At 60.1% G+C, this 24,409-nt stretch carries 23 protein-coding genes; 13 read left to right on the plus strand and 10 right to left on the minus strand.

What is annotated here, in order from left to right:
- The first annotated feature begins 49 nt into the window (after positions 1-49).
- A complete protein-coding gene (locus PSEBG33_RS26315) occupies positions 50-979 on the plus strand; it encodes a zinc ABC transporter substrate-binding protein (RefSeq protein ID WP_005783444.1) in 930 nt (309 codons plus the stop codon).
- Between the two features lie 34 nt (positions 980-1,013).
- On the opposite strand, the gene PSEBG33_RS26310 is transcribed toward PSEBG33_RS26315, so the two are convergent.
- Both PSEBG33_RS26310 and PSEBG33_RS26305 read right to left on the minus strand, forming a co-directional pair.
- Complete coding sequence (locus tag PSEBG33_RS26310; protein WP_005783446.1) at positions 1,014-1,967, minus strand: homoserine kinase; 954 nt, start codon at positions 1,965-1,967, stop codon at positions 1,014-1,016.
- Positions 1,968-2,022: 55 nt separating this feature from the next.
- Positions 2,023-2,313, minus strand: a complete 291-nt coding sequence (locus PSEBG33_RS26305; protein ID WP_003187366.1) for a DUF2782 domain-containing protein — start codon at positions 2,311-2,313, stop codon at positions 2,023-2,025.
- Between the two features lie 74 nt (positions 2,314-2,387).
- On the opposite strand from PSEBG33_RS26305, the gene polA reads away from it, so the two are divergent.
- Positions 2,388-5,183: a DNA polymerase I gene (gene polA / locus PSEBG33_RS26300; RefSeq protein ID WP_005783450.1), complete on the plus strand. Its 2,796-nt coding sequence runs from the start codon at positions 2,388-2,390 to the stop codon at positions 5,181-5,183.
- 268 nt (positions 5,184-5,451) lie between these two features.
- On the opposite strand, the gene yihA is transcribed toward polA, so the two are convergent.
- Positions 5,452-6,093: a ribosome biogenesis GTP-binding protein YihA/YsxC gene (yihA, locus tag PSEBG33_RS26295; protein ID WP_005783451.1), complete on the minus strand. Its 642-nt coding sequence runs from the start codon at positions 6,091-6,093 to the stop codon at positions 5,452-5,454.
- A gap of 192 nt (positions 6,094-6,285) precedes the next feature.
- Between yihA and PSEBG33_RS26290 the strand changes: the two genes are divergently transcribed.
- The 6 genes from PSEBG33_RS26290 (at position 6,286) to PSEBG33_RS26265 (ending at position 11,766) form a co-directional block, all read left to right on the plus strand.
- Complete coding sequence (locus PSEBG33_RS26290; RefSeq protein ID WP_005783453.1) at positions 6,286-6,507, plus strand: hypothetical protein; 222 nt, start codon at positions 6,286-6,288, stop codon at positions 6,505-6,507.
- Between the two features lie 33 nt (positions 6,508-6,540).
- Positions 6,541-7,167, plus strand: a complete 627-nt coding sequence (locus tag PSEBG33_RS26285; protein WP_005783455.1) for a c-type cytochrome — start codon at positions 6,541-6,543, stop codon at positions 7,165-7,167.
- Positions 7,168-7,334: 167 nt separating this feature from the next.
- Positions 7,335-7,970 (plus strand): thiol:disulfide interchange protein DsbA, encoded by a 636-nt coding sequence (gene dsbA / locus PSEBG33_RS26280; protein WP_005783457.1) that lies wholly within the window; start codon positions 7,335-7,337, stop codon positions 7,968-7,970.
- 10 nt (positions 7,971-7,980) lie between these two features.
- Positions 7,981-8,859 (plus strand): endonuclease/exonuclease/phosphatase family protein, encoded by an 879-nt coding sequence (locus PSEBG33_RS26275; protein ID WP_005783460.1) that lies wholly within the window; start codon positions 7,981-7,983, stop codon positions 8,857-8,859.
- On the plus strand, positions 8,856-10,901 hold the full coding sequence (locus PSEBG33_RS26270) for a GGDEF domain-containing protein (RefSeq protein WP_005783462.1): 2,046 nt from the start codon (positions 8,856-8,858) through the stop codon (positions 10,899-10,901). Before PSEBG33_RS26275 ends, PSEBG33_RS26270 begins: the two co-directional genes overlap by 4 nt.
- A gap of 88 nt (positions 10,902-10,989) precedes the next feature.
- A complete protein-coding gene (locus PSEBG33_RS26265; RefSeq protein ID WP_005783464.1) occupies positions 10,990-11,766 on the plus strand; it encodes an N-acetylmuramoyl-L-alanine amidase in 777 nt (258 codons plus the stop codon).
- Positions 11,767-11,798: 32 nt separating this feature from the next.
- Here PSEBG33_RS26265 and PSEBG33_RS26260 read toward each other — a convergent pair whose 3' ends face one another.
- Entirely contained in the window at positions 11,799-13,586 is a 1,788-nt protein-coding gene (locus PSEBG33_RS26260; protein WP_005783466.1) for an ATP-binding protein, read from the minus strand.
- Positions 13,587-13,596: 10 nt separating this feature from the next.
- Positions 13,597-14,943 carry a sigma-54-dependent response regulator transcription factor AlgB gene (algB, locus tag PSEBG33_RS26255; protein ID WP_005783468.1) on the minus strand — a complete coding sequence of 449 codons (1,347 nt, stop codon included), beginning with the start codon at positions 14,941-14,943 and terminating at the stop codon, positions 13,597-13,599.
- Positions 14,944-15,335: 392 nt separating this feature from the next.
- Between algB and PSEBG33_RS26250 the strand changes: the two genes are divergently transcribed.
- From PSEBG33_RS26250 to PSEBG33_RS26230, 5 genes are all read left to right on the plus strand, one after another.
- Entirely contained in the window at positions 15,336-15,620 is a 285-nt protein-coding gene (locus tag PSEBG33_RS26250) for a hypothetical protein (RefSeq protein WP_005783470.1), read from the plus strand.
- A 78-nt stretch (positions 15,621-15,698) separates the two neighbouring features.
- Positions 15,699-15,863 carry a DUF1328 domain-containing protein gene (locus tag PSEBG33_RS28285; RefSeq protein WP_003187386.1) on the plus strand — a complete coding sequence of 55 codons (165 nt, stop codon included), beginning with the start codon at positions 15,699-15,701 and terminating at the stop codon, positions 15,861-15,863.
- A gap of 2 nt (positions 15,864-15,865) precedes the next feature.
- A complete protein-coding gene (locus PSEBG33_RS26240; RefSeq protein WP_005783473.1) occupies positions 15,866-16,333 on the plus strand; it encodes an inhibitor of vertebrate lysozyme family protein in 468 nt (155 codons plus the stop codon).
- Between the two features lie 741 nt (positions 16,334-17,074).
- Positions 17,075-18,406, plus strand: coding sequence for a glutamate/aspartate:proton symporter GltP (gene gltP, locus PSEBG33_RS26235; protein ID WP_005783475.1), 1,332 nt, complete (start codon positions 17,075-17,077; stop codon positions 18,404-18,406).
- 98 nt (positions 18,407-18,504) lie between these two features.
- Entirely contained in the window at positions 18,505-19,734 is a 1,230-nt protein-coding gene (locus PSEBG33_RS26230) for a nucleoside recognition domain-containing protein (RefSeq protein ID WP_005783476.1), read from the plus strand.
- A 92-nt stretch (positions 19,735-19,826) separates the two neighbouring features.
- Here PSEBG33_RS26230 and PSEBG33_RS26225 read toward each other — a convergent pair whose 3' ends face one another.
- The 5 genes from PSEBG33_RS26225 to PSEBG33_RS26205 are packed head-to-tail and all read right to left on the minus strand — an operon-like array spanning position 19,827 to position 24,409.
- On the minus strand, positions 19,827-20,438 hold the full coding sequence (locus tag PSEBG33_RS26225; RefSeq protein WP_005783478.1) for an ABC-type transport auxiliary lipoprotein family protein: 612 nt from the start codon (positions 20,436-20,438) through the stop codon (positions 19,827-19,829).
- Positions 20,435-21,373, minus strand: coding sequence for an MlaD family protein (locus PSEBG33_RS26220; protein ID WP_005783479.1), 939 nt, complete (start codon positions 21,371-21,373; stop codon positions 20,435-20,437). Before PSEBG33_RS26220 ends, PSEBG33_RS26225 begins: the two co-directional genes overlap by 4 nt.
- A gap of 1 nt (position 21,374) precedes the next feature.
- The gene (locus PSEBG33_RS26215; protein ID WP_005783482.1) at positions 21,375-22,178 is read right to left on the minus strand and encodes an ABC transporter ATP-binding protein; all 804 of its coding nucleotides are present in this window, start codon (positions 22,176-22,178) and stop codon (positions 21,375-21,377) included.
- On the minus strand, positions 22,175-23,323 hold the full coding sequence (locus PSEBG33_RS26210; protein WP_005783484.1) for an MlaE family ABC transporter permease: 1,149 nt from the start codon (positions 23,321-23,323) through the stop codon (positions 22,175-22,177). The genes PSEBG33_RS26215 and PSEBG33_RS26210 overlap by 4 nt, the downstream gene beginning before the upstream one ends.
- Positions 23,324-23,377: 54 nt before the next feature.
- Complete coding sequence (locus PSEBG33_RS26205) at positions 23,378-24,409, minus strand: DUF5924 family protein (RefSeq protein WP_005783485.1); 1,032 nt, start codon at positions 24,407-24,409, stop codon at positions 23,378-23,380.

The raw sequence follows: 24,409 nt of genomic DNA on the forward strand, positions 1-24,409 counted from the left end.
CAGATATTTGATAGAGACGTTATTATGTTACCCGTTCCTACGCCATTGAGTGGTCATCGTGTCCCGACTTTTTCCCGTTTTTGTCGTATTTGTCACCAGTTTGTTCGTTGCGGGTGCCGCTCAGGCCGATGTGAAGGTGCTGACCAGCATCAAGCCGTTGCAGCTGATTGCCGCGGCGGTGCAGGACGGTGTGGCGGTTCCGGAGGTATTGCTGCCGCCGGGTGCGTCGCCGCATAACTTCGCATTGCGCCCATCCGACGTACGGCGCGTGCAGTCGGTGGACCTGTTGTATTGGATCGGGCCGGACATGGAAACCTTTTTGCCGCGCGTGTTGAAAGGCCGTACGGCAAATACCGTGGCGGTGCAGGACCTGCCGGGCATGAAACTGCGCATTTTCGGCGAAGATAGCCACTCTCACGCTGACGAAGCCAGCGACCATGATCACGATCATCGCCCAGGCAGCGTCGATGCACACTTGTGGCTGTCGACAGTCAATGCACGAGTAATTGCCACGCGCATGGCTGCGGACCTCAGTGCGGCTGATCCAGTGAACGCCGAGCGTTATCAGAGCAACGCCAAAGCTTTTGGTGAGCGCCTGGACGCGCTGGATGCACGCTTGAAAAAGCGTTTGGCGGGTGTCGAAGGCAAGCCTTACTTCGTGTTCCACGAAGCCTTCGATTACTTCGAAGAGGCTTACGGCCTCAAGCACGCCGGCGTGTTCAGCGTGGCCGCCGAGGTGCAGCCAGGCGCCCAGCATGTGGCGGCGATGCGTACGCGGTTGCAGGAGGTGGGTAAGACCTGTGTGTTCAGCGAGCCGCCGCTGCGCCCGCGTTTGGCCGAGACACTGGTTGCTGGATTACCGGTGAAGCTGGCGGAGCTGGATGCGTTGGGCGGCTATACCCCGGCGACGGCGCAGGGCTATGAGCAGGTGCTGGAAAAGCTGGGCAATGACCTGGCCGGTTGCCTGGAATCGCTTTAAATGCGGGAGGGAGCTTGCCCCCTCCCACATTTCTTTAGAGCGCGAACGGCAGGTGGACGCTGACCTGCTGGCGTTGCAGCAGCCGGTGCTCGAACTCCGCTGGGTCATGAATCAACACATCCTGCCCGGCAAACGACTCCGCCGCGATCAACCGTGACAACCAGAACCGTACGCACGCCACGCGCAGCATGGTCGGCCATAGCTCGGCTTCCTTCGCAGTAAACGGTCGCAGCCCTGCATAAGCCCCCAGCAGCGCCCGGGCGCGTTGCCCGTCGATCGCGCCATCGGCGTCCGAACACCAGTCATTCAAGGCAATCGCCACGTCGTAGAGCATCGGCCCCGAGCAGGCGTTGTAGAAGTCGATCAAGCCCGTCAAGTGCGTGCCTTCGAACATCGCATTGTCGCGAAACAGATCGGCGTGAACGTTGGCCCGTGGCAGGCCGAGGATGTCAGCCTTGTGGGTTTCGATCTCGCTCAACGCGTCCTGCAACAGGCGCTGCTGCGCGTCGTTGAGGTGTGAAATCAGCTGCGCGCCCTCACTGAGCATCCAGTCCAGCCCGCGGTCGGTCTTGCGCTCCAGCACTTTTTCGCCCTGAGTCGCCAAGTGCAGGTGGCCGAGCAGGCCGCCGACCTGGGCGCAATGTTGGGCGTTGGCGTCCTTGATGTGCTTGCCGGCCAGGCGCGGTTGCAGCAAGGCGGGTTTGCCCTTGAGTTCGCGCAAAGCGATGCCGTCGGTGGTACGCAAGGCGTACGGCACCGGCAGGTCGGCGTCGTGGAGCACGTCGAGCAGTTCGATGAAGAACGGCATTTCTGCCACGGGGCCGCGCTCAACCAGGGTCAGGACAAACTCACCCTGCTCCAGGCTGATAAAGAAATTGGTGTTTTCGCTGCCAGCGGCAATCCCCTGGAAATCAAGCAGGCGGCCGAGCCCATAAGGGGCGAGAAAGGTTTCCAGCTCGGGCCGAGCCAGGGGGGTGAACACAGACATGGTTAAAACTGCCGTTACGGGCGCTGGCTTAGCAGCGCCGGTTAAAATTAAGAAATCATTTCCATTCGAAGATCTTCCATGACGGGATCAGCATATCCGGCTGGTCAGAGCGGATGAAGTTCGCATCGGTTCCGTCAGCGCGCACCAGGAAATAAGGTGGAGCGCCCTTCGGGGTAACCTTGATGGCGTACAGGAAGCCGTTCTGGCGATACTCCTGGATAGTCTTGTCGCCTTCCGTGCGAATGGTAACTTCCGGGTCTGCCGAAGGGGCATCGTCTGCCGCCATGGCAGCCATCGGAGCGAGTGCAATCAAACCGGTCAACAGCAGGCGATTGAATGTACGCATGATAACCTTGTCCCTTTGTTTTCATTGGTCCGGCTATTCTAGCGCCTGACCCGCCGAAAAGGTTGATCCTGCTCATGAGCCAAGCGCCCCTCGTCCTGGTGGACGGTTCTTCTTATCTGTACCGCGCCTTCCACGCGCTGCCACCGTTGACCACCTCCAAAGGCCTGCCGACCGGTGCGGTCAAGGGCGTGTTGAACATGCTCAAAAGCCTGCGCAAGCAGTACCCGGACAGCCCGTTCGCGGTGGTGTTCGACGCCAAGGGTGGGACCTTTCGCGATGAGATGTACGCCGAGTACAAGGCCAACCGCCCGAGTATGCCCGATGACATGCGCCTGCAAATCGAGCCGCTCCATCAAAGCGTGATCGCCCTGGGCTTCCCGTTGCTGTGCGTCGAAGGCGTCGAGGCTGACGACGTGATCGGCACCCTGGCCCGCAGCAGCGCGGCCGCCAGCCGCCCGGTGGTGATTTCGACCGGCGATAAAGACATGGCACAGCTGGTGGACGGGCACATTACCTTGGTCAACACCATGACCGGTAGCTCGATGGACGTTGAGGGCGTAAAGGAGAAATTCGGCGTCGCTCCCGAGCAGATCATCGACTATCTGGCGTTGATGGGCGATTCGTCCGACAACATCCCAGGCGTCCCGGGTATTGGGCCGAAGACCGCCTCGGGCTTGTTGGTGGGAGTGAATGGCGGCCTCAAAGAGCTTTATGAGCAGCTGGATATTGTGCCGACGCTGCCTATCCGCGGGGCCAAAACCCTGCCAGCCAAGCTTGAAGAGCACAAGGAGATGGCATTCCTGTCCTATCAGTTGGCGACGATCAAGATCGATGTGCCACTGGACGTGGGCCTGGATGACCTGCACCTGATCGAGCCGGATCGCGAAAAGCTGCTGGAGCTGTACACGCTGCTTGAGTTCAAGAGCTGGTACGACGAGATCCAGCGCGATGCCAAGCGTGTGGAGCTCAAGTCGGCGAGCGAGGTTGCACCTGCCGCCGAAACGCCGGTCGAGGCCGTTATATCGGTACCGGTAGAGGCGGTTTACACCACCGTCCTGGACCAGGCCACCTTCGACGTGTGGCTGAAAAAACTCAACGATGCGCCGTTGTTTGCCTTTGATACCGAAACCACCGGCATTGACGCTCAACAGGCGCAATTGGTTGGGGTCTCGTTTGCTGTGCAGCCCCATGAAGCCGCCTACATCCCGCTGACCCATTCCTATATCGGCGCGCCGGATCAATTGGATCGGGACACCGTGCTGCTGGCCTTGAAACCGCTGCTGGAAGACCCGACCAAACTCAAGGTTGGCCAGCACGCCAAGTTCGATATGAACATCCTCGCCAACTGCGCCATCGGTGGCGACCCTGCACAGGGCATCACTGTGCGTGGCATCGCCTTCGACACCATGCTCGAATCCTACGTGCTGAACTCCACGGCGACCCGCCATGACATGGACAGCCTGGCGAAAAAGTATCTGGACCACGACACGGTCAGCTTCCAGGACATTGCCGGCAAGGGCGCCAAGCAGCTGACATTCGACCAGATTGCCCTTGAACAGGCTGGCCCTTACGCGGCCGAAGATGCCGATGTGACCTTGCGCCTGCATCAGGAGCTGCACGCAAAGCTGGCCGCGATCCCGAGCCTGGCCAGTGTGCTGACGGATATCGAGATGCCGTTGGTGCCGGTACTGGCACGCATCGAGCGCCAGGGCGCATTGGTGGACAAGGAGCTGCTGGGCATCCAGAGCATCGAGCTGGGTAACAAGATGGTCGAGCTGGAGCGCCAGGCCTTCGAGATCGCCGGTGAAGAATTCAACCTTGGCTCACCCAAGCAGCTTGGGGCGATTCTCTACGAGAAGCTGGGGATGCCGGTGTTGAAAAAGACCGGCAAGGGGCAGGCTTCCACCGCCGAAGAAGTGCTGGCCAAACTGGCCGAAGATGATTTTCCGTTGCCCAAGGTGCTGATGCAGTACCGCAGCATGAGCAAGCTCAAAAGTACCTACACCGACCGCCTTCCGGAGCAGATCAACCCTCGCACCGGGCGCATTCATACGTCTTACCATCAGGCGGTAGCGGCAACCGGGCGCTTGTCCTCCAGCGACCCGAACCTGCAGAACATCCCGGTGCGCACCGCCGAAGGGCGGCGGATTCGCCAGGCGTTTGTCGCGCCCAAGGGCTACAAGCTGCTGGCGGCGGACTATTCCCAGATCGAGCTGCGGATCATGGCGCACCTGTCCAAGGACGAAGGGCTGATGAACGCCTTTCGAAACGATCTGGACGTGCACACCGCCACGGCTGCCGAGGTATTCAAGGTTGAGCTGGCTGAAGTCACGTCCAACCAGCGCCGCAGTGCCAAGGCGATCAACTTCGGCCTGATCTACGGCATGGGTGCCCAGAAGCTCGGCAAGGACATCGGCGTCGATACCAAGACCGCCAAGGCTTACATCGATGTGTACTTCGCCCGCTATCCAGGTGTTCGCGAATACATGGAGCGCACGCGTGCCCAGGCAGCGGACCAAGGCTATGTGGAAACCTTCTTCGGGCGGCGCCTGTACTTGCCGGATATCAACTCCAACAAGCCTCAGGAGCGCGCTGCGGCAGAGCGCACAGCCATTAACGCGCCCATGCAGGGCACGGCGGCGGACATCATCAAGAAAGCCATGGTGCAGGTGGATAACTGGCTGACCGAGTCGGGCCTGGATGCCAAGGTAATCCTGCAAGTGCACGATGAATTGGTGCTGGAGGTGCGTGAGGACCTGGTCCCACAAGTCAGCGAGAAGATTCGCGAACATATGAGTGCTGCAGCCCAACTGGACGTACCGTTGGTGGTGGATGTGGGCGTGGGCGATAACTGGGACGAAGCGCACTGATTGCAGAGCTGCGCCAACACCGAGGGTGCTGGCGCAGTGCTTTAGAGCGCAAATCGCCGTCAGTTATTTCCAATAGTTTTTTGGAGCTGCCGGAACTTAACCTGTGAACTGCCACTCAGAGTTACTGAATGGGTGGTGAAGCCCTTCAATGCTCCTATGTTGTGTTAAGTGTTGGCAGATATCTGGACCCCGCCCTAGCGGTCCGGAACTTGGACCCCGAACTTCCCTCCCCATACGAAGTCCGGGGTTTTTTTTGCCCGCAGAAAAGTTACTCGGTAGCTTCTGCGCCTTTGTCCGCCAATTCCATCCAGCCGGCCAGCACGGTGTAAGCCTCTTCCAGGCCCATGCGCTTCGGCGCCGAGAACAGCTGGATAGTGATCGTATCGCCCCAGCCCTTACGGATGTCGGACTGCACTTTGAGCAGCGTGTTCTTGGCTGCGCCGTAGGTGAGCTTGTCGGCCTTGGTCAGCAGGATGTGCATCGGCATGCCGCTGGCGACGGCCCAGTCGAGCATCAGCAGGTCGAAGTCAGTCATCGGATGGCGGATGTCCATCATCAGAATCAGACCCTTCAAACTCTCCCGGCCACCCAGGTAAGCCTCAAGGTGACGCTGCCAGTGCAGCTTCAGCGGGATAGGTACTTTTGCATAACCGTAGCCCGGCAGGTCGACCAGACGCCGATCATCGTCTAGCTTGAAGAAATTGAGCAGTTGCGTGCGACCCGGGGTTTTCGAGGTGCGCGCCAGGCTGGCGTGGGTCAAGGTGTTCAGTGCGCTGGATTTGCCAGCGTTGGAGCGGCCGGCAAAGGCGACTTCAAAGCCCTCGTCATCGGGGCATTGGTCCACTTTGGCGGCGCTGAGCATGAACGTGGACTGTTGGCACAGGCCGAGGATGGGATTCTTGAGTTGCATGAGATTTCCGATGTGGGCGGTGCCGAAAAAGGGTGCGGCAAGCGGTGTCGTTTCCGTTTCAGTAGCGCCAGTATATAATGCCGCAGATTTTGTGTGTGCTTTGTCCCAGCGAAGGATGAAGCTCACGGGAGCGAAAGACCTTTATTGCGCATTAGAACGCAAAACGCTCTCAAACCCTGAAAAGGTCGATGTATGGCCTCAATGGTTGCCGCTTTTGGTGTCCTGAACCCGCTTTATGGCGCTCAGGCTACACAGGATCCACAAGCGCTGTACAACCGTGTTTGTGTGGTCACGCTGATGCAGCGCGTGACCCAGGGTTTCAAGGCAATGCCGCCGCGTGGTTTGTGCATGGACTGCAGTACTGAGGATTACCAGGCCGTCATTGAGTTGGCGGTGAGTAAACCCGGTAGATAACTCTTAAACCCTTAGCCGTAGTTGGATTAGCTGATGAACAAACTGATCGTGAGTCTGCTGTTGACCTTGGGCATCACAGGCGCTGCCGTCGCTGCAGAGGGCCCCGTCAAAGGTGATGCCACTGCCGGTCAAGCGAAAGCCGCCGTATGTGGTGCCTGCCACGGGCCGGATGGCAACAGCCCGGCGCCGAACTTCCCCAAACTGGCCGGCCAGGGTGAACGTTACCTGAGCAAGCAGATGCACGACATCAAGGACGGCAAGCGCACAGTGCTGGAAATGACCGGCATGCTGACCAATCTCAACGATCAGGACCTGGCGGACCTCGCGGCGTATTTTGCCAGCCAGAAAGGCAGTGTGGGAGCTGCTGATCCTAAATTGGTCGCTCGCGGAGAAAAGCTGTTCCGTGGCGGTGACCTGGAAAAAGGCTTGCCAGCCTGCACCGGTTGCCACTCGCCAAATGGCGCAGGCAACGCCGCCGCTGGCTTCCCGCACCTGAGCGGCCAGCACGCCACCTACATCGCCAAGCAGTTGACTGACTTCCGTAAAGAAGAAGCCGGCCGGGCCAATGATGGCGATGCAATGACCATGCGCACCATCGCTCGTAAGCTGAGCGACGAAGACATCGCAGCCCTCTCCAGTTATATCCAGGGCCTGCACTGACCGGGCTCGACGTTAACGCTCGATTAATCCCGCGATGCAAGCATAAAAAGGGTGGCTCAGGCCGCCCTTTTTTGTGGCCGCTGCCGTTACACTAACGAACTCATGCCCGCGTAGACCTGTCACAACAAAGGTCGCGTGAGGCGACTTTATTTGTCCAGGAGTAAAGCATGCGTAATCTGATCCTCAGCGCCGCTCTCGTCACTGCCAGCCTCTTCGGCATGACCGCGCAAGCAGCCGATGTGCCGCTTGAAGCCGGTAAAACCTACGTTGAATTGGCTAACCCTGTACCGGTGTCGGTACCCGGCAAAATCGAAGTGGTGGAGCTGTTCTGGTATGGCTGCCCGCATTGCTACGCTTTTGAGCCGACCATCAACCCATGGGTTGAAAAACTGCCCAAGGACGTTAACTTCCGTCGCCTTCCCGCCATGTTCGGTGGCCCATGGGATGCCCACGGCCAACTGTTCCTGACCCTCGAAGCCATGGGCGTGGAACACAAAGTACACAACGCTGTTTTCGAAGCGATCCAGAAACAGGGCAAGCGCCTGACCAAGCCGGACGAAATGGCTGACTTCGTCGCCACCCAGGGCGTGGACAAGGACAAGTTCCTGGCAACGTTCAACTCCTTCGCCATCCAGGGCCAGATCAAGCAGGCCAAGGAACTCGCGCAGAAGTACGGTGTGCAAGGCGTTCCAACCCTGATCGTCAACGGCAAGTACCGTTTCGACCTGGGCACTGCCGGTGGTCCTGAAGCGGTCCTCAATGTTGCCGACCAACTGATCGCCAAAGAACGCGCAGCCAAGTAAGGGGCCCGCCATGCGCCGCTGGGGTACCGAACGCGTCGTTGGCTTGCACGAGCCGCAGGTCAACGAACACCACCTGCAAGCCACGGGCCTGCCGGCAGACAGCCGCTTGCGCCTGCTCAGCTTCAACATTCAGGTGGGCAACAGTACCGAGAAATACCGGCACTACCTCACCCGTGGCTGGCAGCACGTTCTACCGCACAAGGGGCGTACCGGTAACCTGCAAAAGATCGGCGACCTGCTCAGCGACTTCGACCTGGTCGCCTTGCAGGAGGCTGACGGCGGTAGCCTGCGCTCGGGCTACATCAACCAGGTGGAGCATCTTGCCCAGCTCGGCGCGTTCCCGTACTGGTATCAGCAGCTCAACCGCAACCTGGGGCGCCTGGCACAGCACAGTAATGGTGTGCTCAGCCGCTTGAAGCCGACCGCCATCGAGGATCACCCGTTGCCGGGGCCGAAAGGCCGCGGTGCGATCCTCGTGCGTTTCGGTGAAGGTCCTGAAGCCTTGGTGGTGGTGATGATGCACCTGGCACTCGGTGGGCGTACCCGCAACCTGCAGCTTGCCTATGTGCGTGACCTGATTGGTAACTACAAGCACCAGGTGTTGATGGGGGACATGAACACCCATGCCAACGACCTGTTGCAGAATTCCCCGCTGCGCGACCTGGGCCTGTTGGCCCCGCAAGTCGAAGCCACATTTCCCAGCTGGCGCCCGCAGCGCTGCCTTGACCACATCCTGCTCAGCCCGAGCCTTACACTGGAAAGTGTGCGAGTGCTGGCGCAGCCCATTTCCGATCACCTGCCCGTCGCGGTAGAGATTCGTCTGCCGGGTTCGCTTACCGCTGATGCATTACCCGCGTTGAGCCCAGGCCCTCGCGGACCTCTTGCATGAGCGACGACGCCCAGCGCTGGAAAGAGAAATACCTCAAGAGCATAGAGCAACAAGACAAGCTCGAACGCCGCTGGGCCGCCCGCCTCGACCTGCTGCGCCGCGGCCTGGTACGCAGCACGCTGGCGGCTGAAGGAACTGACCGCGCCGTTGATCAATGCATGAAAGAAATGCGTGATGTGGTGCGTACGGACGACATGGACGCAGCCCTCGCCGCGCTGTTGCCGCGCCTGGAAAAGGCTGTGCTGGATTCCGAGCAGCGCCGCGAAACCCGGGTTGACCAGATCAGCACCGCACTCACGGCCCTGGTTGCCCAGCTGCAAAAGCTTGCGTTGCCCCGCGAGGTGGCCCGCCCGCTGAAAGCCTTTGCCAAACAGCTCGATAGCCGCGTCGGCCAAGCGCGGGAGATACCGCTGTTGCTCAGTGAGCTAAGCAGCCTGCAAGGGCAAGCGCTGAATAATCTGGAGCCTGAAAGCGAAGCCTCGCGCGCAGGTCCTGGGCTGCTGCAGCGCCTGTTTGGCAGTAAGGAGGCATCAAGTGATGCGCCGCAGGTTGACGCTGCGCCACTGCCCACCGCACAGGTGGCGCCGTCAAAGCCCGCTGCGCCGCCACCTTCGCCCGAGCCGCAGGAGCCCGTACAGTCCGAAGAGTTGACCCAGGCCTTGCGTGCCTTTGCACCGCAACCACAAACGGCCATCGCTCCCGCATCGGAACCGGTAGCGCCGGCCCCGGTGGAAGCGGCCCGCGACACCTTCGCATTCGAGGCACCGCCTCCAGCGGCCCCGATTGTTTCACCTGCGCAGGCCCCTGAGCCGCCGTTAGAAGAGCCGGCCCCTGAAAGCGCGCTCGCCGCCTTTATTGAAGCGCCGCAGGTTGAAGTCGACGCGCCGGATCAAACCAGCATAGGTAGCCTGTCTCTCCCGCCGGTGCTGGAAATTCCCGAGCCCGACGAACTGCAGTCCGATGGGATATACGCCCTGCCCGACTCGCCTGAGCCGTCCTACAGCTCGGTGGCCAAGCACATTGAAGATACGTTACTGGGCTTGTTGGAAGACCTGTCCCTGCCTGAACGTCACCGGCCCCAGGCCGAAGCCATGCGCGAACGGCTTGCCCACGGCTTGAATTGGTACGAACTGATCCCGATCCTGGATGACCTGGCGGTGCTGATGCTGGCGATCACCGACAGTGGCCAGCACGAGTTCGAGGCTTATCTCAAGCAACTCAACGAGCGCCTTGAGGCATTTCAGGGCCACCTGCAGGTTGCCAGCGAGGGCCATGCCGATAGCAGCCTGGCCGCGCGGGAGCTGGATACGCAGATTCGTGAACAGGTCGACGGGTTGCAAAGCAGCGTGCAGGAAGCCGCCGATCTGAACAGCCTCAAGCAGGTACTCGAAAGCCATCTCGAAGGCTTGCTCGGTACCATGGACGAGCATCAGCAGCAGCGTGACCAACGTGAGCAGGAAGTGGCGGCGCGCCTCAAAACCCTGGCTGAGCGAGTGGCCAACATGGAGCAGGAAGCCCAGGGCTACCGTGAGCACCTGGAAGTACAGCGCCAGAAGGCCTTGCTCGATCCGCTGACCGGTCTGCCCAACCGGGCAGCGTGGAGCGAACGCCTTGATCACGAGGTCAACGCCTGGCATCAACGCGGCAACAGCCTGTCGCTGGCGATGCTCGACCTGGATCATTTCAAACGCATCAATGATGGCTACGGTCATCTGGCGGGCGACAAGGTACTCAAGATCATCGCCAACGTGCTGAGCAAGCGCCTGCGGCCCACCGACTTCATCGCGCGTTTCGGCGGTGAGGAGTTTGTGCTGCTGATGCCCGACTCAGCCTTGGCGGATGCCCTGGCTGTCGCTCAAGTATTGCGCGCCGCCATCGAGGCATGCCCGTTCCACTTCAAGGGCGAGCCGGTGACGATCACCGTGTCCATGGGCGTAGCACAGTTTCAACCTGGCGAGCGCAGCGACTTGGCCCTCAAGCGAGCCGATGAAGCGCTTTACAGGGCCAAGGCAGCGGGACGCAATCAAGTGCAGGGGGCATAAAAGATGTTCCATTTTGTAATTTGACCGCCGGGCTAATTACGTTACGTTACACTGTTGCATTATCGTCTCTCAGTGTACTGCTCCTGCCATGAAATCCTTGTCTATTGCTTTTGTGTTTCTCCTGCTCGCCGGTTGCGCCAGCGGCCCGCGGCTGAATACCAGCCACCCTTCGGTGAACCACGACAACCGCGTGCAGTTCGTTGTCGTGCATTACACCTCTACCAACCTTGAGCGCTCGCTGGCGTTGCTGACCCATGGCCAGGTGAGCAGCCATTACCTGATCGGCGACGACGCCTCAGGCACCATCTACAAGCTGGTGGATGAAAGCCAGCGTGCCTGGCACGCGGGGGAAAGCGAGTGGATGGGGCGCACCTGGCTCAATTCCAGCTCCATCGGCATCGAAATCGTCAACCCTGGGTTCCGTGATACGCCCACAGGGCGTGTGTGGTACCCGTATTCCGAAGCGCAGGTGCAGTCGCTGATCGTGCTGCTCAAGGACATCAGCAAGCGTAACGGTATCGAACCCAAGAACATCATCGGGCATAGCGACATTGCCCCACTGCGCAAGCTGGACCCGGGGCCGCTGTTTCCCTGGAAGCGTCTGGCCGCAGAAGGTCTGGCCGTCTGGCCGGATGCACAGGCCGTGGCCCGGTTCCAGGTGCAGTACGGCGCTCAGCTGCCGAGCATCACCTGGTTCCAGGAAGAGCTCGCTCGCCTGGGCTATCAGACGCCGCAGACCGGGGAGCTGGATGTGGCCACGCGGCACGTGATCGCCGCCTTCCAGATGCGCTTCCGCCCTTCATTGTTTGATGGCACTCCGGATGCTGAAAGTGCTGCGATCCTGCGGGCCTTGAACCAGCGCTGATTGTGTAGATGTAGGGGCGAGCAAGCTCGCTTCTACAACGGTAATGCCATATAGAACTGCGTACCCTGCCCCGGCCGTGAATACACGCCCATGCGGCCGCCGTGCAACTGCACGATCTCCTTGCACAGGGCCAGCCCCAGGCCCGCGCCGCCTTTCTTGCGACCCACCTGCACAAAGGGTTCGAAGATTCGCCCTTGCTGACCATAGGCGATACCTTCGCCGTTGTCTTCAACACTGATAATCACCCGTTCGCCATGACGCCGTGCCTGCAGGCGAATCTGCCCGCCTTCGGCGGTGTGGCGCAACGCGTTGCCGAGCAAATTGTCGAGCACGCGCTCCAGTTGCACCTGGTCGGCATACAGTCGCGGCAACTCCGGCTGGGCCTCCACCAGCAACTCAATGTGCTGCGCATTGGCGGGTTCGGCAAATCGTGCCCGTGCGTGTTCCAGCAGGTCGGTCACATCGCAGGCCCCCAGGGTGAGTTTTTGCAGGCCGTTCTGGTAGCGCGAGAAGTTGAGCAAGTCGTTGATCAGCTGCATCAGGCGCTGCATTTCTTCGTTGACCGTATCCAGCAGGTCCGCTTCACGGGAGTCTGCCGGGAACTTCGCGCGCTCGCGAAACAGGCCGAAGGCCATATGCATGCCGGTCACCGGCGTGCGCAGCTCATGAGAGGCGCGTAACACGAACTCGCTACGCACTCGTTCGAAGGCGCGCTGTTCGGTGACGTCATGCAGCACCATCACAGCCCCCAGAATATGACCCTGTGTATGGCTCACAGGGGTCAGGCTGTAGGTCAGCAGGCGCAGTTCGCCCTCGACCTCCACTTCCAGATCATCCGGCGCCCGCTCCAGATTGCCGCCGCGCAGCACCAGTTGCAGTTGTTCATCCATCTCTGCACGACCCAGGGCTTCGCCCAAGCCCTGGCCGAGGCGCTCCTCGTCCCAGCCCAGTTGGCGCTGTGCAACCGGGTTGAGGTGCTCCAGGCAGCCCTGACGATCAATCATCAGCAGGCCGTCATCAATACTGTCGAGCACTGCTTGCAGGCGCTGTTGGCCGGCCAACAGCTCATCGACATTGGTAGCCTGATGCTGGCGCAATGCTTCGGCCATGATGCCGAAACGGCGGGTCAGCTGATTCATTTCCGCTGCTGAGGAGATAGGCAGGGTCACTTCAAAATCGCCCTGTCCGATCTTGTCGGCGGCTTTGGCCAGTGCCTCGATCGGTCCGCCAAAGCGCCGCGCGATGCCATGGGCCGTGACAAAGCCAATGATCAACACTGCCAGTCCCACCAACCCGAGCAGCCCTGCAATCAATAACGCGCGCTCACGGGACTTGTGCTCGCTGGCGCTAATGTTCTCCAGTGCCTGCTTGTGATCGGCAATCAGTCCGTTGCGCAGTATGTTGAAGGTTTCAGTGATTTTTTCCTTGCTGCCCGGCGGCGGTGTTTCCTGCTGGGATTGGTCGAACGCTTCGAGCAGGTTCTGATAGTCGGAGCGGGCCTGGCCAAAGCCATGGCTTTTACCGATCGACTGCTCATGGGCGACGCCTTGGTCCAGCAGGTCGAAATAATGCTGCTTGGAGGCCCTCAGGGCCTCAGGGTCGGGACGTTTCTCCAGCATCATGATCAGCTGGTCGCCCAGGCTCTGACGCAACTTGAGCCCCAGGTCCAGGGTGATGAAGTTACTGCGAATCAGCGATTCCTGGGTCTTGGCCATTTGCATGACGCTGACCAGGCCCAGGATCAATCCCAGCAAGGCCACGGTGATCAGCGCTGAAATGCTCAGAAATAACCGAGTGCGCAGTTTCATCGCGAGCTTCATAAGGTCCTGCTCACAGGTTGTACTGTTTGCGTTTGCGGTACAGGGTCGACGCGTCGATTCCGAGGGTGCGAGCTGCTTGATCCAGCGTGTCACTGGTGGCGAGCACGGCCCCGATATGGGCTTTTTCGAGCTCGTCCAGGCTCAACGCCGCGCCGATACGGGGCGCATTGTTGGTCGGTTGCTCGGCCATCCCCAAATGGCTGATCTCTACCTTTTCCTGGGGGCAGATGATGCTGGCGCGCTCCACTACGTTACGCAGCTCGCGGATGTTGCCGGGCCAGCGATAGTTGAGCAGCGCTTCACGGGCCTGATCACTGAAGCCGCGCGCGGGGCGGGCGTATTCCTTGACGAAGCGTGCCAGGAAGCGGTCAGCCAGGGTAAGGATGTCTTCACTGCGTTCGCGCAGCGGCGGCAGGTGCAGGGTGATGACATTGAGGCGGTACAGCAAGTCTTCCCGGAAGCGGCCGTCGCGCACCATGTCTTCCAGGTTCAGGTTGGTGGCGGCGAGGATGCGCACGTCGGCGCGGCGGGTGACTGGGTCGCCCACACGCTCATATTCCTTATCCTGAATGAAGCGCAGCAGCTTTGGTTGTAACGTGAGGGGAAAATCGCCGATCTCGTCGAGAAACAACGTGCCGCCGTCAGCCTGGTTAACGCGTCCCAAGGTGCTTTCACTGGCGCCGGTGAACGCGCCGCGACTATGGCCGAACAGTTCGCTCTCCATCAGCTCGGCGGTCAGTGACGGGCAGTTGATGGTCACGCAAGACTTCTTGGCGCGTTTGCTCCAGCCGTGAATGGCACGGGCCAGCTCACCTTTACCGGTGCCGGACTCGCCAAGGATCAAGATGTTTGCATCGGTCCCGGCCACCTGGCGCGCAGTTTCCAGTACCACCATCATCGATGGGCTGTGAGAGTCGAGGCCATCCTTGGGCTGGCGCACTGCGCCTTCCAGGGCCTCCAGTCGCGCAGAGAGCTGGCGCACTTCCAGTTGCTTGGCGGTGGCCAGGCGCAATTGGTCCGGACTGCAGGGTTTGACCAGGTAGTCGGCGGCACCGGCCTGGATTGCGTCCACGGCGGTATCCACGGCGGAGTGGGCCGTGACGATCACCACACGCATCCACGGAGCCTGGATACGCATCTGCGCGAGTACATCCAGGCCGTTGTCCTCGCCCAGGCGCAAGTCCAGAAAGCACAGGTCGAACACCTGGCGCTGCATCAGGGCATCGGCCTGGGCGGCGCTGTTGGCGGTGGCAACGGTGTAGCCCTCGTCTTCCAGGCAATAACGGAACGTGCGGAGGATTGCGGATTCGTCATCCACTAAAAGAATGCGGCCTTGAAGCTCCTTGGCTGAATCCATCTGTCCCGCGCTCCTTAACTATTAAATAAGATGGTGTTTAGTCCCGGAATAATCGGGCAAGTTGCATGGTTTATTCTGATTCATAAAAGGCATCTTCGTGTAGGTATCTACACGCCTTCCTACAAAGCGCCGGCTGATGGCCTTCTTGTGCGTTATCGCGACTTAGGCAACTGAGCGTGCGCTTTCGATCCTCTGACCCGACCACTGGCCATCGTGCATTTCGCACGGCATCTAAAGAGGCATCGTGCAGGATGCTGGGTGCTACATCCTTGCGCGCCACATAACATATTGATTTTATTGTGTTTTATTTTGCAATAAAGCTGGCACGCAGTCTGCAATATTCCTCCCAAGAGTGTCATGAACGAATAATCAGAATGCGGGAGAACAGCAGCATGACTCGCCAAAGCCTCAGCCAATTGCGTGTATCGCCGCTGCGTATGCAGCAGGGCCTTTTTGCCAGCCTGGCCTTGATGGTCACGTTGATTGCCGGCCAGCAGATGCAGCACTGGCAGCAGAGTGAGCAGCCAGCCCCGCAATTTGAGCGTCCGGTCATGACCCAGACCCATTTCCGTTCCATTGGCAGCGCCAGCGCTAATGTAACTGCCCCGCAATTGAGCTTGGTCGATCAGGATTCCACTCTGGACGAACTGCCTGCTCAAGAGCGCTGGGTGTTCTAGGCAAGAACAAGTCGCTTGTGTTGAGCGACTGCACGGCACTACCGCTGTTACCCCTATAGAAGCATAAGGAGAATCACCATGTTGAGTTGGGCAATCACATTTCTGATCATCGCCATTGTCGCTGCAGTCCTGGGCTTCGGTGGTATCGCTGGCACCGCCACCGGCATCGCCAAGATCCTGTTTGTCGTCTTCCTGGTGATGTTCATTGCTTCGTTCTTCTTTGGTCGTAAAGGCCGAGGTTGAATATGACCACTCTGCCCTTTAAAGCCATTGCTGCCGCCCTGCTCTTGGGCGGCAGCAGCCTGGCGTCGGCCGCCAATGACGGTCAGTCCCGGGCTAACGAATTGCTCAGCGCGGACCCGCAGTACCGTGAGACTTGGCAAGACGTGGTGAAGAAAGAACAGCGCCTGCCGGAATGGGTCATGAACCTGTCGGGTACGGCCGAACAAATGAATGCTGTTGAAGAGGACGGTGACAAGTATCTGGTGGGCCCGCTTTGCGAAACTGCGGATACCTGCTTGAACAAGCGCCTCATTGTGGCCTTCAGTTTCGATAAGGAAGATGCCTACGCGATGTTGGTGGAAGTCCCAGCCGGTTTGCCGGCCGACAAGTCCCCGACACGGCATGCTGATTACCGTTTCCTCGGTAAGCCGGATGAAGGCATGCAAAAGCTGTTGATGGAACAACTGAAGAAAGATCCGAATTGGTACTAGGTTCCGTCTGAGACGGAGCCAGCGTCCATAGAAAGAAGCCCCTGCGCTTCTTTCTGTTTGCATCACTCGCCAAGGGTGGTGCATGACCAGGGGGCCGGGTTGCTCTGATCGATCAAGATCGGCGTGACCTACGGGTACAGAGAGTGCCTGCGAAAGGGCCGGGTCAGGCGAAAAGCTGCGACGCAAGTTCACAAGTCCTCAAGCTTGCTGAACTTGCGGCGGGCTTACGACTCTCATGCCCGCGCTTGGCTCTCGCTTCATGGCTCTCGCTTTATGCCTCTCATAGTCGCAATTTTGCTTTTTGCCTCTCGCCAACCATTACCGGGTATGTCGAGGCGACCATCTATCGAGAAATTTTCATACGCGCCATAGGACATTTCCGGTGCTAGGTGGTGGATTTCTCACGCATTTCTGCCAAACGTTGCAAGTCGTTCAGCATCACTGAGCGAGCCTGATTTGGCCGCCTCACGGCATATTCACCCGCCTGAATGGCGTATTCGAACTGACCGTTTGGACAATTATTTTCAAAAAAAGCCATGCCGATTCGGCATAGGGTAGGCGTTTACGGCATTAGACGTCGCTCCCTTGCATGGGAATAGTTGCGCCTTTTTTCGCCTACCAGTAAGCCATTTCGGCCACGCTGCGGTGACCTTCCATGGAGGCTGATGCACACACTTTTTCGCTTTCGAGCGTTGCAGCTGGCGCATTTGCCATAAGTCCACTTGAAGTAAGGGTAATGACATGAAGAAGGCAAAGCTAAGCCTCGCCTGGCAGATCCTCATCGGTTTGGTACTGGGGATCGCAATCGGTGCAGTGCTCAACCATTTCAGTGCTGAAAAGGCCTGGTGGATCAGCAATGTATTGCAGCCGGCAGGCGATATCTTTATCCGCCTGATCAAGATGATCGTGATCCCGATTGTGATTTCCTCGCTGATCGTCGGCATTGCCGGTGTGGGTGACGCGAAAAAGCTCGGTCGCATCGGCGTCAAAACCATCCTTTACTTCGAAGTGGTCACTACCATCGCCATCGTGGTTGGCCTGCTGCTGGCCAACCTGTTCCACCCGGGCGCCGGCATCGACATGAGTACCCTGGGTACCGTCGACATCTCCAAGTACCAGGCGACCGCCGCCGAGGTGCAGCACGAACATGCGTTCATCGAAACCATCCTCAACCTGATCCCATCGAACATCTTCGCGGCGGTTGCCCGTGGTGAAATGCTGCCGATCATCTTCTTCTCGGTGCTGTTCGGCCTGGGCTTGTCGAGCCTCAAGCCTGAGCTGCGCGAGCCGCTGGTGACGATGTTCCAGGGCGTGTCCGAGAGCATGTTCAAAGTCACTCACATGATCATGAAGTACGCCCCTATCGGCGTGTTTGCCCTGATCGCGGTGACCGTCGCCAACTTCGGCTTTGCCTCCTTGCTGCCGCTGGCCAAGCTGGTGATCCTGGTTTACGTCGCCATCCTGTTCTTCGCCTTCGCGGTACTGGGCCTGATCGCCCGTCTGTTTGGCTTCTCGATCCTGAAAGTGATGCGCATCTTCAAGGATGAGCTGGTACTGGCTTACTCCACCGCCAGTTCCGAAACCGTGCTGCCCCGGGTGATCGAGAAGATGGAAGCCTACGGCGCGCCGAAGGCGATCTGCAGCTTCGTGGTGCCGACCGGTTATTCGTTCAACCTCGACGGTTCGACCCTGTACCAGAGCATCGCGGCAATCTTTATTGCCCAGCTGTATGGCATCGACCTGTCGATCGGCCAGCAACTGATGCTGGTCCTGACCCTGATGGTGACCTCCAAAGGTATCGCCGGCGTGCCGGGTGTGTCCTTTGTAGTGTTGCTGGCTACCCTGGGCAGCGTGGGCATCCCGCTGGAAGGCTTGGCATTTATCGCCGGTGTCGACCGTGTGATGGACATGGCGCGTACCGCACTGAACGTGATCGGCAATGCCTTGGCCGTATTGGTCATCTCCCGTTGGGAAGGCATGTACGACGACGCCAAGGGCGAGCGCTACTGGAACTCCCTGCCGCACTGGCGCAGCAAGGAAGCGTTGCCGGCCGGCGAGACCACTCGCGGCTGATAGCACGATTGCGCTGACACGAACCCCGGATAATTCCGGGGTTTGTCGTTTCTGTCAGCCCCGCTATCATTCGCCCCATCTTTCGGGGGATTCAACTGATGCTAAATGGCCTGTGGCTTGGCTTCTTTGTCGTGGCAATGGTGTCAGCACTGGCGCAATGGCTGGTGGGCGGTAACGCCGGGATTTTTGCGGCAATGGTCGAAAGCATTTTCGCCATGGCCAAATTGTCGGTGGAAGTCATGGTGCTGCTGTTCGGCACCCTGACCTTGTGGCTGGGCTTTTTGCGCATCGCTGAAAAAGCCGGGATCGTCGATTGGCTGGCCAAGGCGCTCGGCCCGCTGTTTCGAAGGCTGATGCCGGAAGTGCCTGCCGGTCACCCGGCCATCGGCCTGATCACCCTCAACTTCGCCGCCAACGGTTTGGGCCTGGACAACGCCGCCACGCCCATCGGCCTGAAAGCCATGAAGGCCTTGCAGGAACTCAACCCCATCCCCAACACGGCGAGCAACGCGCAGATCCTGTTCCTGGTGCTCAATGCGTCCTCGCTGACCCTGTTACCGGTGACCATCTTCATGTACCGCGCCCAGCAAGGCGCCGCCGACCCGACGCTGGTGTTCCTGCCGATCCTGCTGGCCACCAGCGCATCGACCCTGGTGGGCCTGCTGTCGGTGGCGGTGATGCAACGCCTGCGGTTGTGGGACCCGGTGGTGCTGGCTTATCTGATTCCTGGCGCGTTGGTGCTGGGCGGCTTCATGGCGCTGCTGGCGACACTCTCGGCCACGGCGCTGGCCGGTTTATCCTCGATCCTGGGCAACCTCACGTTGTTTGGCCTGATCATGCTGTTTCTGGTGATCGGCGCGTTGCGCAAGGTCAAGGTATACGAGGCCTTCGTCGAAGGGGCCAAGGAAGGCTTCGACGTGGCCAAGAACCTGTTGCCCTACCTTGTGGCGATGCTGTGTGCGGTGGGCGTGTTGCGGGCCTCGGGCGCGTTGGACTTCGGCCTGGAAGGGATTCGCCATGTGGTGGCCTGGACGGGCATGGATACACGGTTTGTCGACGCGCTGCCGACTGCGATGGTCAAGCCGTTCTCCGGCAGTGCGGCGCGGGCGATGCTGATCGAGACCATGCAGACCCAGGGCGTGGACAGCTTCCCGGCCTTGGTGGCGGCGACAATACAGGGCAGTACTGAGACCACCTTCTATGTGTTGGCGGTGTACTTTGGTTCGGTGGGCATCCAGCGCGCGCGACATGCGGTGGGCTGTGCGTTGCTGGCGGAGTTTGCCGGTGTCGTGGCGGCTATTGCGGTGTGCTACTGGTTCTTCGGTTAAGCCTTAGATTGCTATCGGGGGCAAGCCCCCTCCCACATTTTGATTTGTGAATACATTCAAAAGTGGGAGCTGGCTTGCCTGCGATGAGGCCCTCAGCGTCTAGGTGCTGTATTGCCCTGCGCCACTACCCAATCCACCACCTGCTTATTCAACTGATCCCCGGCCTGGCCAAAAGCAGCCACCACCGCTGGCACCTTGGCGTCACTCACCGGCTGCCTCACTTCAAACCGCCGGCTGGCAATAATCCGCTGATCGCTGCCGCGCACCAAACGCGCATCCAGGCGAATCACCACCTCCACCGCGTCACCCCGGTATTCACTTTGAAACGCCTGCAACTGCCCGCCCAGCTCATAGTCGGCTTGCAGGTTGGTCTCGTCCGTACTCAGCAGCGTTACCCGTCCATCGCGTTGGAAGCCGTCCAGCAGGCGGTTGCGTAAGAGTACCGGCGCCGGGTCGCTCCAGCGTGAGTTCGCATAGCTGCTGATCAGGTTGCCGTCAGGCACCACGGCAATGCGTGGACTGTCGAGAAACTCGCTGGTCTGGGGTTTGGCTACGCGCAGCGACCAACTCACCGGCGTGCCTTGGGTGGTTGGTTGGGTGGACACCAGGCGGTACACGTCTGACGGGTCAGGCTTGGGCAGAATCGAGCAGGCGCTGAGCAGTGCCAGGGCCACAGGGGCGATCATCAGGTAAGCACGCTTCATGGCGTGAACTCCTTGTTCTTGTCACTGCCCAGCAGGTAACCGCTGGGGTTGGCTTCCAGGCGACGGGAGATGGCGCGCAGCGAACCGAGGGTTTCACGCAGCTCACGCACCGCTGGCGCCAGTTCGTTGAGGCCCTGCATACCGCTGTTCACCGAGTCCTGGTTGTTGGTCAGCAAGCTGTTGATGGTGGCGGTGCTTTGTTCCAGGGATTTCATCGCCTGCTCGGCGCTGCCGAAGGCTTGCTTGCCTTGCTCGTTGAGCAGGCCATTGGCGCTGCGCATCAACACGGTGGTTTGTTCCAGCGCGGCACCCGCCTGTTTGCTCACCTGCATCAATTGCTGCATTACCACCTTGATGTCGCCGCGTTGCTCGGCGATGGCACCGGTGGTTTGTTGCAGGTTATCCAGGGTGTTGCTCAAGCGTTCGACGTTTTCCCGGGAGAACATGTGGTTGGCGTTGTGCAGCAGCAGGTTGACGCTGGTCATCAGGTCGTTGCTGTTATTGAGCAGGCGCGCGATGGGCGATGGGGACGCGATGATTTCCGGCAGGTTGCCGTTCTTGCCCTTGAGTTCCGGGCTCTGCGGGGTGCCGCCGCTGAGCTGGATGATCGAGGTGCCGGTGATGCCGGTCAGCGCCAGCTTGGCCTGGGTGTCTTCCTTGATCGGCGTCTGCCCGGCCAGGCGGATGCGGGCGAGGACGCGACGCGGGTCTTTGGGGTCCAGGCGCAGGCTGGTGACGTCGCCTACCTTGATCCCGCTGTACTGCACCGCACTGCCTTGGGACAGGCCGCTGACCGCTTCGTTGAAGATCACTTCGTAATCCTGGAAGGCGCTGTCGACGCTGGATTTGGCCAGCCACAGGCCGAAGAGCATAGCGCCGACCACCACAATTACGCTGAACAGTCCGATCATCACATGATGGGCTCGGGTTTCCATGTCATACCTCGTTGAACGATTGAGCGGCATCCAATGCCGCGCGGCCCCGGGGGCCGTGGAAATATTCGTGAATCCAGGCGTCGTCCGTTTCCGAGACAACATCGATGGCGTCGGCCACCAGCACTTTCTTCTGCGCCAGCACCGCCACGCGGTCGGTGATGGTGTACAGCGTGTCGAGGTCGTGGGTGACCAGGAACACGCTCAAGCCCAACGCATCGCGCAGGGTCAGGATCAGTTGGTCGAACTGCGCTGCGCCAATCGGATCGAGGCCAGCGGTGGGTTCATCGAGAAACAGGATGTCCGGGTCCAGTGCCAGCGCACGGGCCAGGGCCGCGCGCTTGATCATGCCGCCGGACAAGGAAGCCGGGTATTTGTCGGCCGCTGACAGGGGTAGCCCGGCCAGGGCCAGCTTGACTGCCGCCAAGTGCTCGGCGTCGGCGCGGCTGAGGCCGGCATGTTCGATCAATGGCAGGGCAACGTTCTCGGTAACGGTCAGCGAGGAAAACAGCGCGCCCTTCTGAAATAGCACGCCAAAGCGCCGCTCCACCAGCGAGCGTTCGTGCTCAGACAGGCTCGGCAGGTTCTTGCCGAACACCCGCACCTCACCTTCGCTGGGCCGACGCAGGCCGACGATGCTGCGCAGCAGCACCGACTTGCCGCTGCCGGAGCCGCCGACCACTGCCAGAATCTCGCCTTTGTATAAATCCAGGTCGAGGTTTTCATGCACGCTCTGGCTACCAAAGCGGTTGCACAGGCCGCGTACCTCAATAACCGCCTCAGTGGGCGTACGGTGTAGACGACTCACCAGCCCATCTCCATGAAGAACATCGCGGCGACCGCATCCAGCACGATCACCACAAAAATCGACTGCACCACACTGGATGTGGTGTGCGCGCCGACTGATTCGGCGCTGCCGCTGACCTTGAAGCCTTCCAGGCAACCAATGGCCGCGATCAGGAAAGCGAAGATCGGCGCCTTCACCATGCCCACCAAAAAGTGCTGCACGCCAATGTCCGATTGCAACAGCGAGAGGAACATCGCCGGTGAAATATCCAGGGCCACCGCACACACCACGCCACCGCCGACAATCCCCGAGAGCATCGCCAGGAAAGTCAGCATCGGCAGCGCCACCAGCAGCGCCAGAACCCGCGGCAATACCAGCAGCTCCATCGGGTCCAGGCCCAGGGTGCGGATGGCGTCGATTTCTTCGTTGGCCTTCATTGAGCCGATTTGCGCGGTGAACGCACTGGCGGTACGGCCGGCGATCAGGATCGCGGTGAGCAGCACGCCGAATTCGCGCAGGAAAGAGAACGCCACCAGGTCCACGGTAAATATCGTCGCGCCAAAACTCTTGAGCACGGTGGCGCCAAGAAACGCCACCACCGCGCCCACCAGAAAGGTCAGGAGGGCCACGATAGGTGCGGCATCGAGACCGGTCTGTTCGATATGGGCGACCATCGGCGTAAGGCGCCAGCGCTTGGGTCGAAACATCCCGCGGACGAAGGTCTCAAGGATCAGGCCAATAAAACCCAGGAGTTTCTTGGCGTCTTGCCAGACGGTGTCCACCGCGCGGCCGATACGGGCCAGCACCTGGATGCCGGCGCTTTCTTCCGGCTCTTTGAGCGGGACGCAAAAATCATTGAGGGAGCGGTAGACCGTCTTGAGCAGCGCCCGGTCGGCGGCCGACAGGCTGCAATCGGTCTGCTCGGCGCAGTGCTGGATGCGGTCGGGGCCCAGCAGCTCGACCAGCAGTGACGCGCCGGCGGTATCCAGCGCACCGAGGCCGTTAAGGTCGATGCGGGCGCCGCCGTCGTACTGGCCATCGAGTGTGTCCGACAGCTTTTTCAGGTTGGCGTAGTGGGCAAGCGTCCAGTCGCCAGTAATCCGCAGTGAGGGCGGGGTGCTGGACGTATCAAGATGGGCTGCGCCGGCGGTCGTGCGAGTGGTCATAAGCTCCGAGCTTGTTTGGCTATCCACAATGGCTACGTAATAGCACGATCTGACCTACTTTGGGTTGTCCGCTTGTGCTGTGTCGATCACCTTGAAGCGCAAGACGCCGATCACCTGGCCGTCCTCGGTGAGGACCTGCACTTGCCAGCGCCCCGCTGCGTCGCCCGGGAAATTCTGCTTGTGCGTCCAGGCGCGATAGCCCTCCTTGCGCCCACCGTGGATATCCAGAGCAATGCGGTCGACTTCCTTGCCGTTGAATTTCCACACATGGTAGATCCGCTCATCCAGCCCGCGTGGGGCGTTGATTGCGGTATAGGCGTAGAGGCCACCGCTGCGCAACTGGTCGGCGGTGACCTCCTTGAGGTCATCGCCCGGGGTGCGATCCTGCAGTTGGGTGCTGATGGCGACTTCGGTCATCCACAGGGTGGCCGGCGGCACCCAGCTACGCAGGAACCAGCCGGCGCAACCGATCGCCGCCGTGACCCCCAGCAGCATCGCCCAGCCTTTGAGGCTGCGCAGCGGCAGGCTGACCGCCAGGCTCGGGATCGACAGCGCCATGGCCACACCGAGTGCCAGCTTGTAACTCTGGGCAGTGGTCAGGTGCATGATGATGGGCAGCGCGGTGAGCAATGCGGCGAACAAGGTCAGGGTGTGCAGGGCCAGGAACAGCGAGCGCTTGGGCGCCAGCCACTTGTAGTACAACGGGTCGATGATCGACACCAGTGCCGCCGCGCCGAGCAGGCCGGTGAACAACGACTGGCCGCTGTTCCAGGCGGTGGTGACGAAAAAGAAGGGCAGGACAAAGAACAGGCTTTCCTGGTGGATCATCTGCGTGGCATAGCGCAGCAGCGGTTCCGGGATCTCGCGCTTGAAGAGCTTGGCAAACAGTTGGGTGAAGCTGTTTTCCAGCATCAGCCACAACCAACTGACCAGCATGATGACGGCGATCCAGCTGGCCATGCCTTGCTGGCGGTCCACCAGGATAAAGCTGCCCACACCCGAGATAAAACCGCCGAGTGCAATTACCCCTGGGTAGCGCTTGATCAGTTCGAGGATGCGCTGGATTAGATGGGTCAGGTTTGGCAT

Origin of the sequence: Pseudomonas synxantha BG33R, assembly GCF_000263715.2 — a bacterium.
Lineage (GTDB): Bacteria > Pseudomonadota > Gammaproteobacteria > Pseudomonadales > Pseudomonadaceae > Aquipseudomonas > Aquipseudomonas synxantha_A.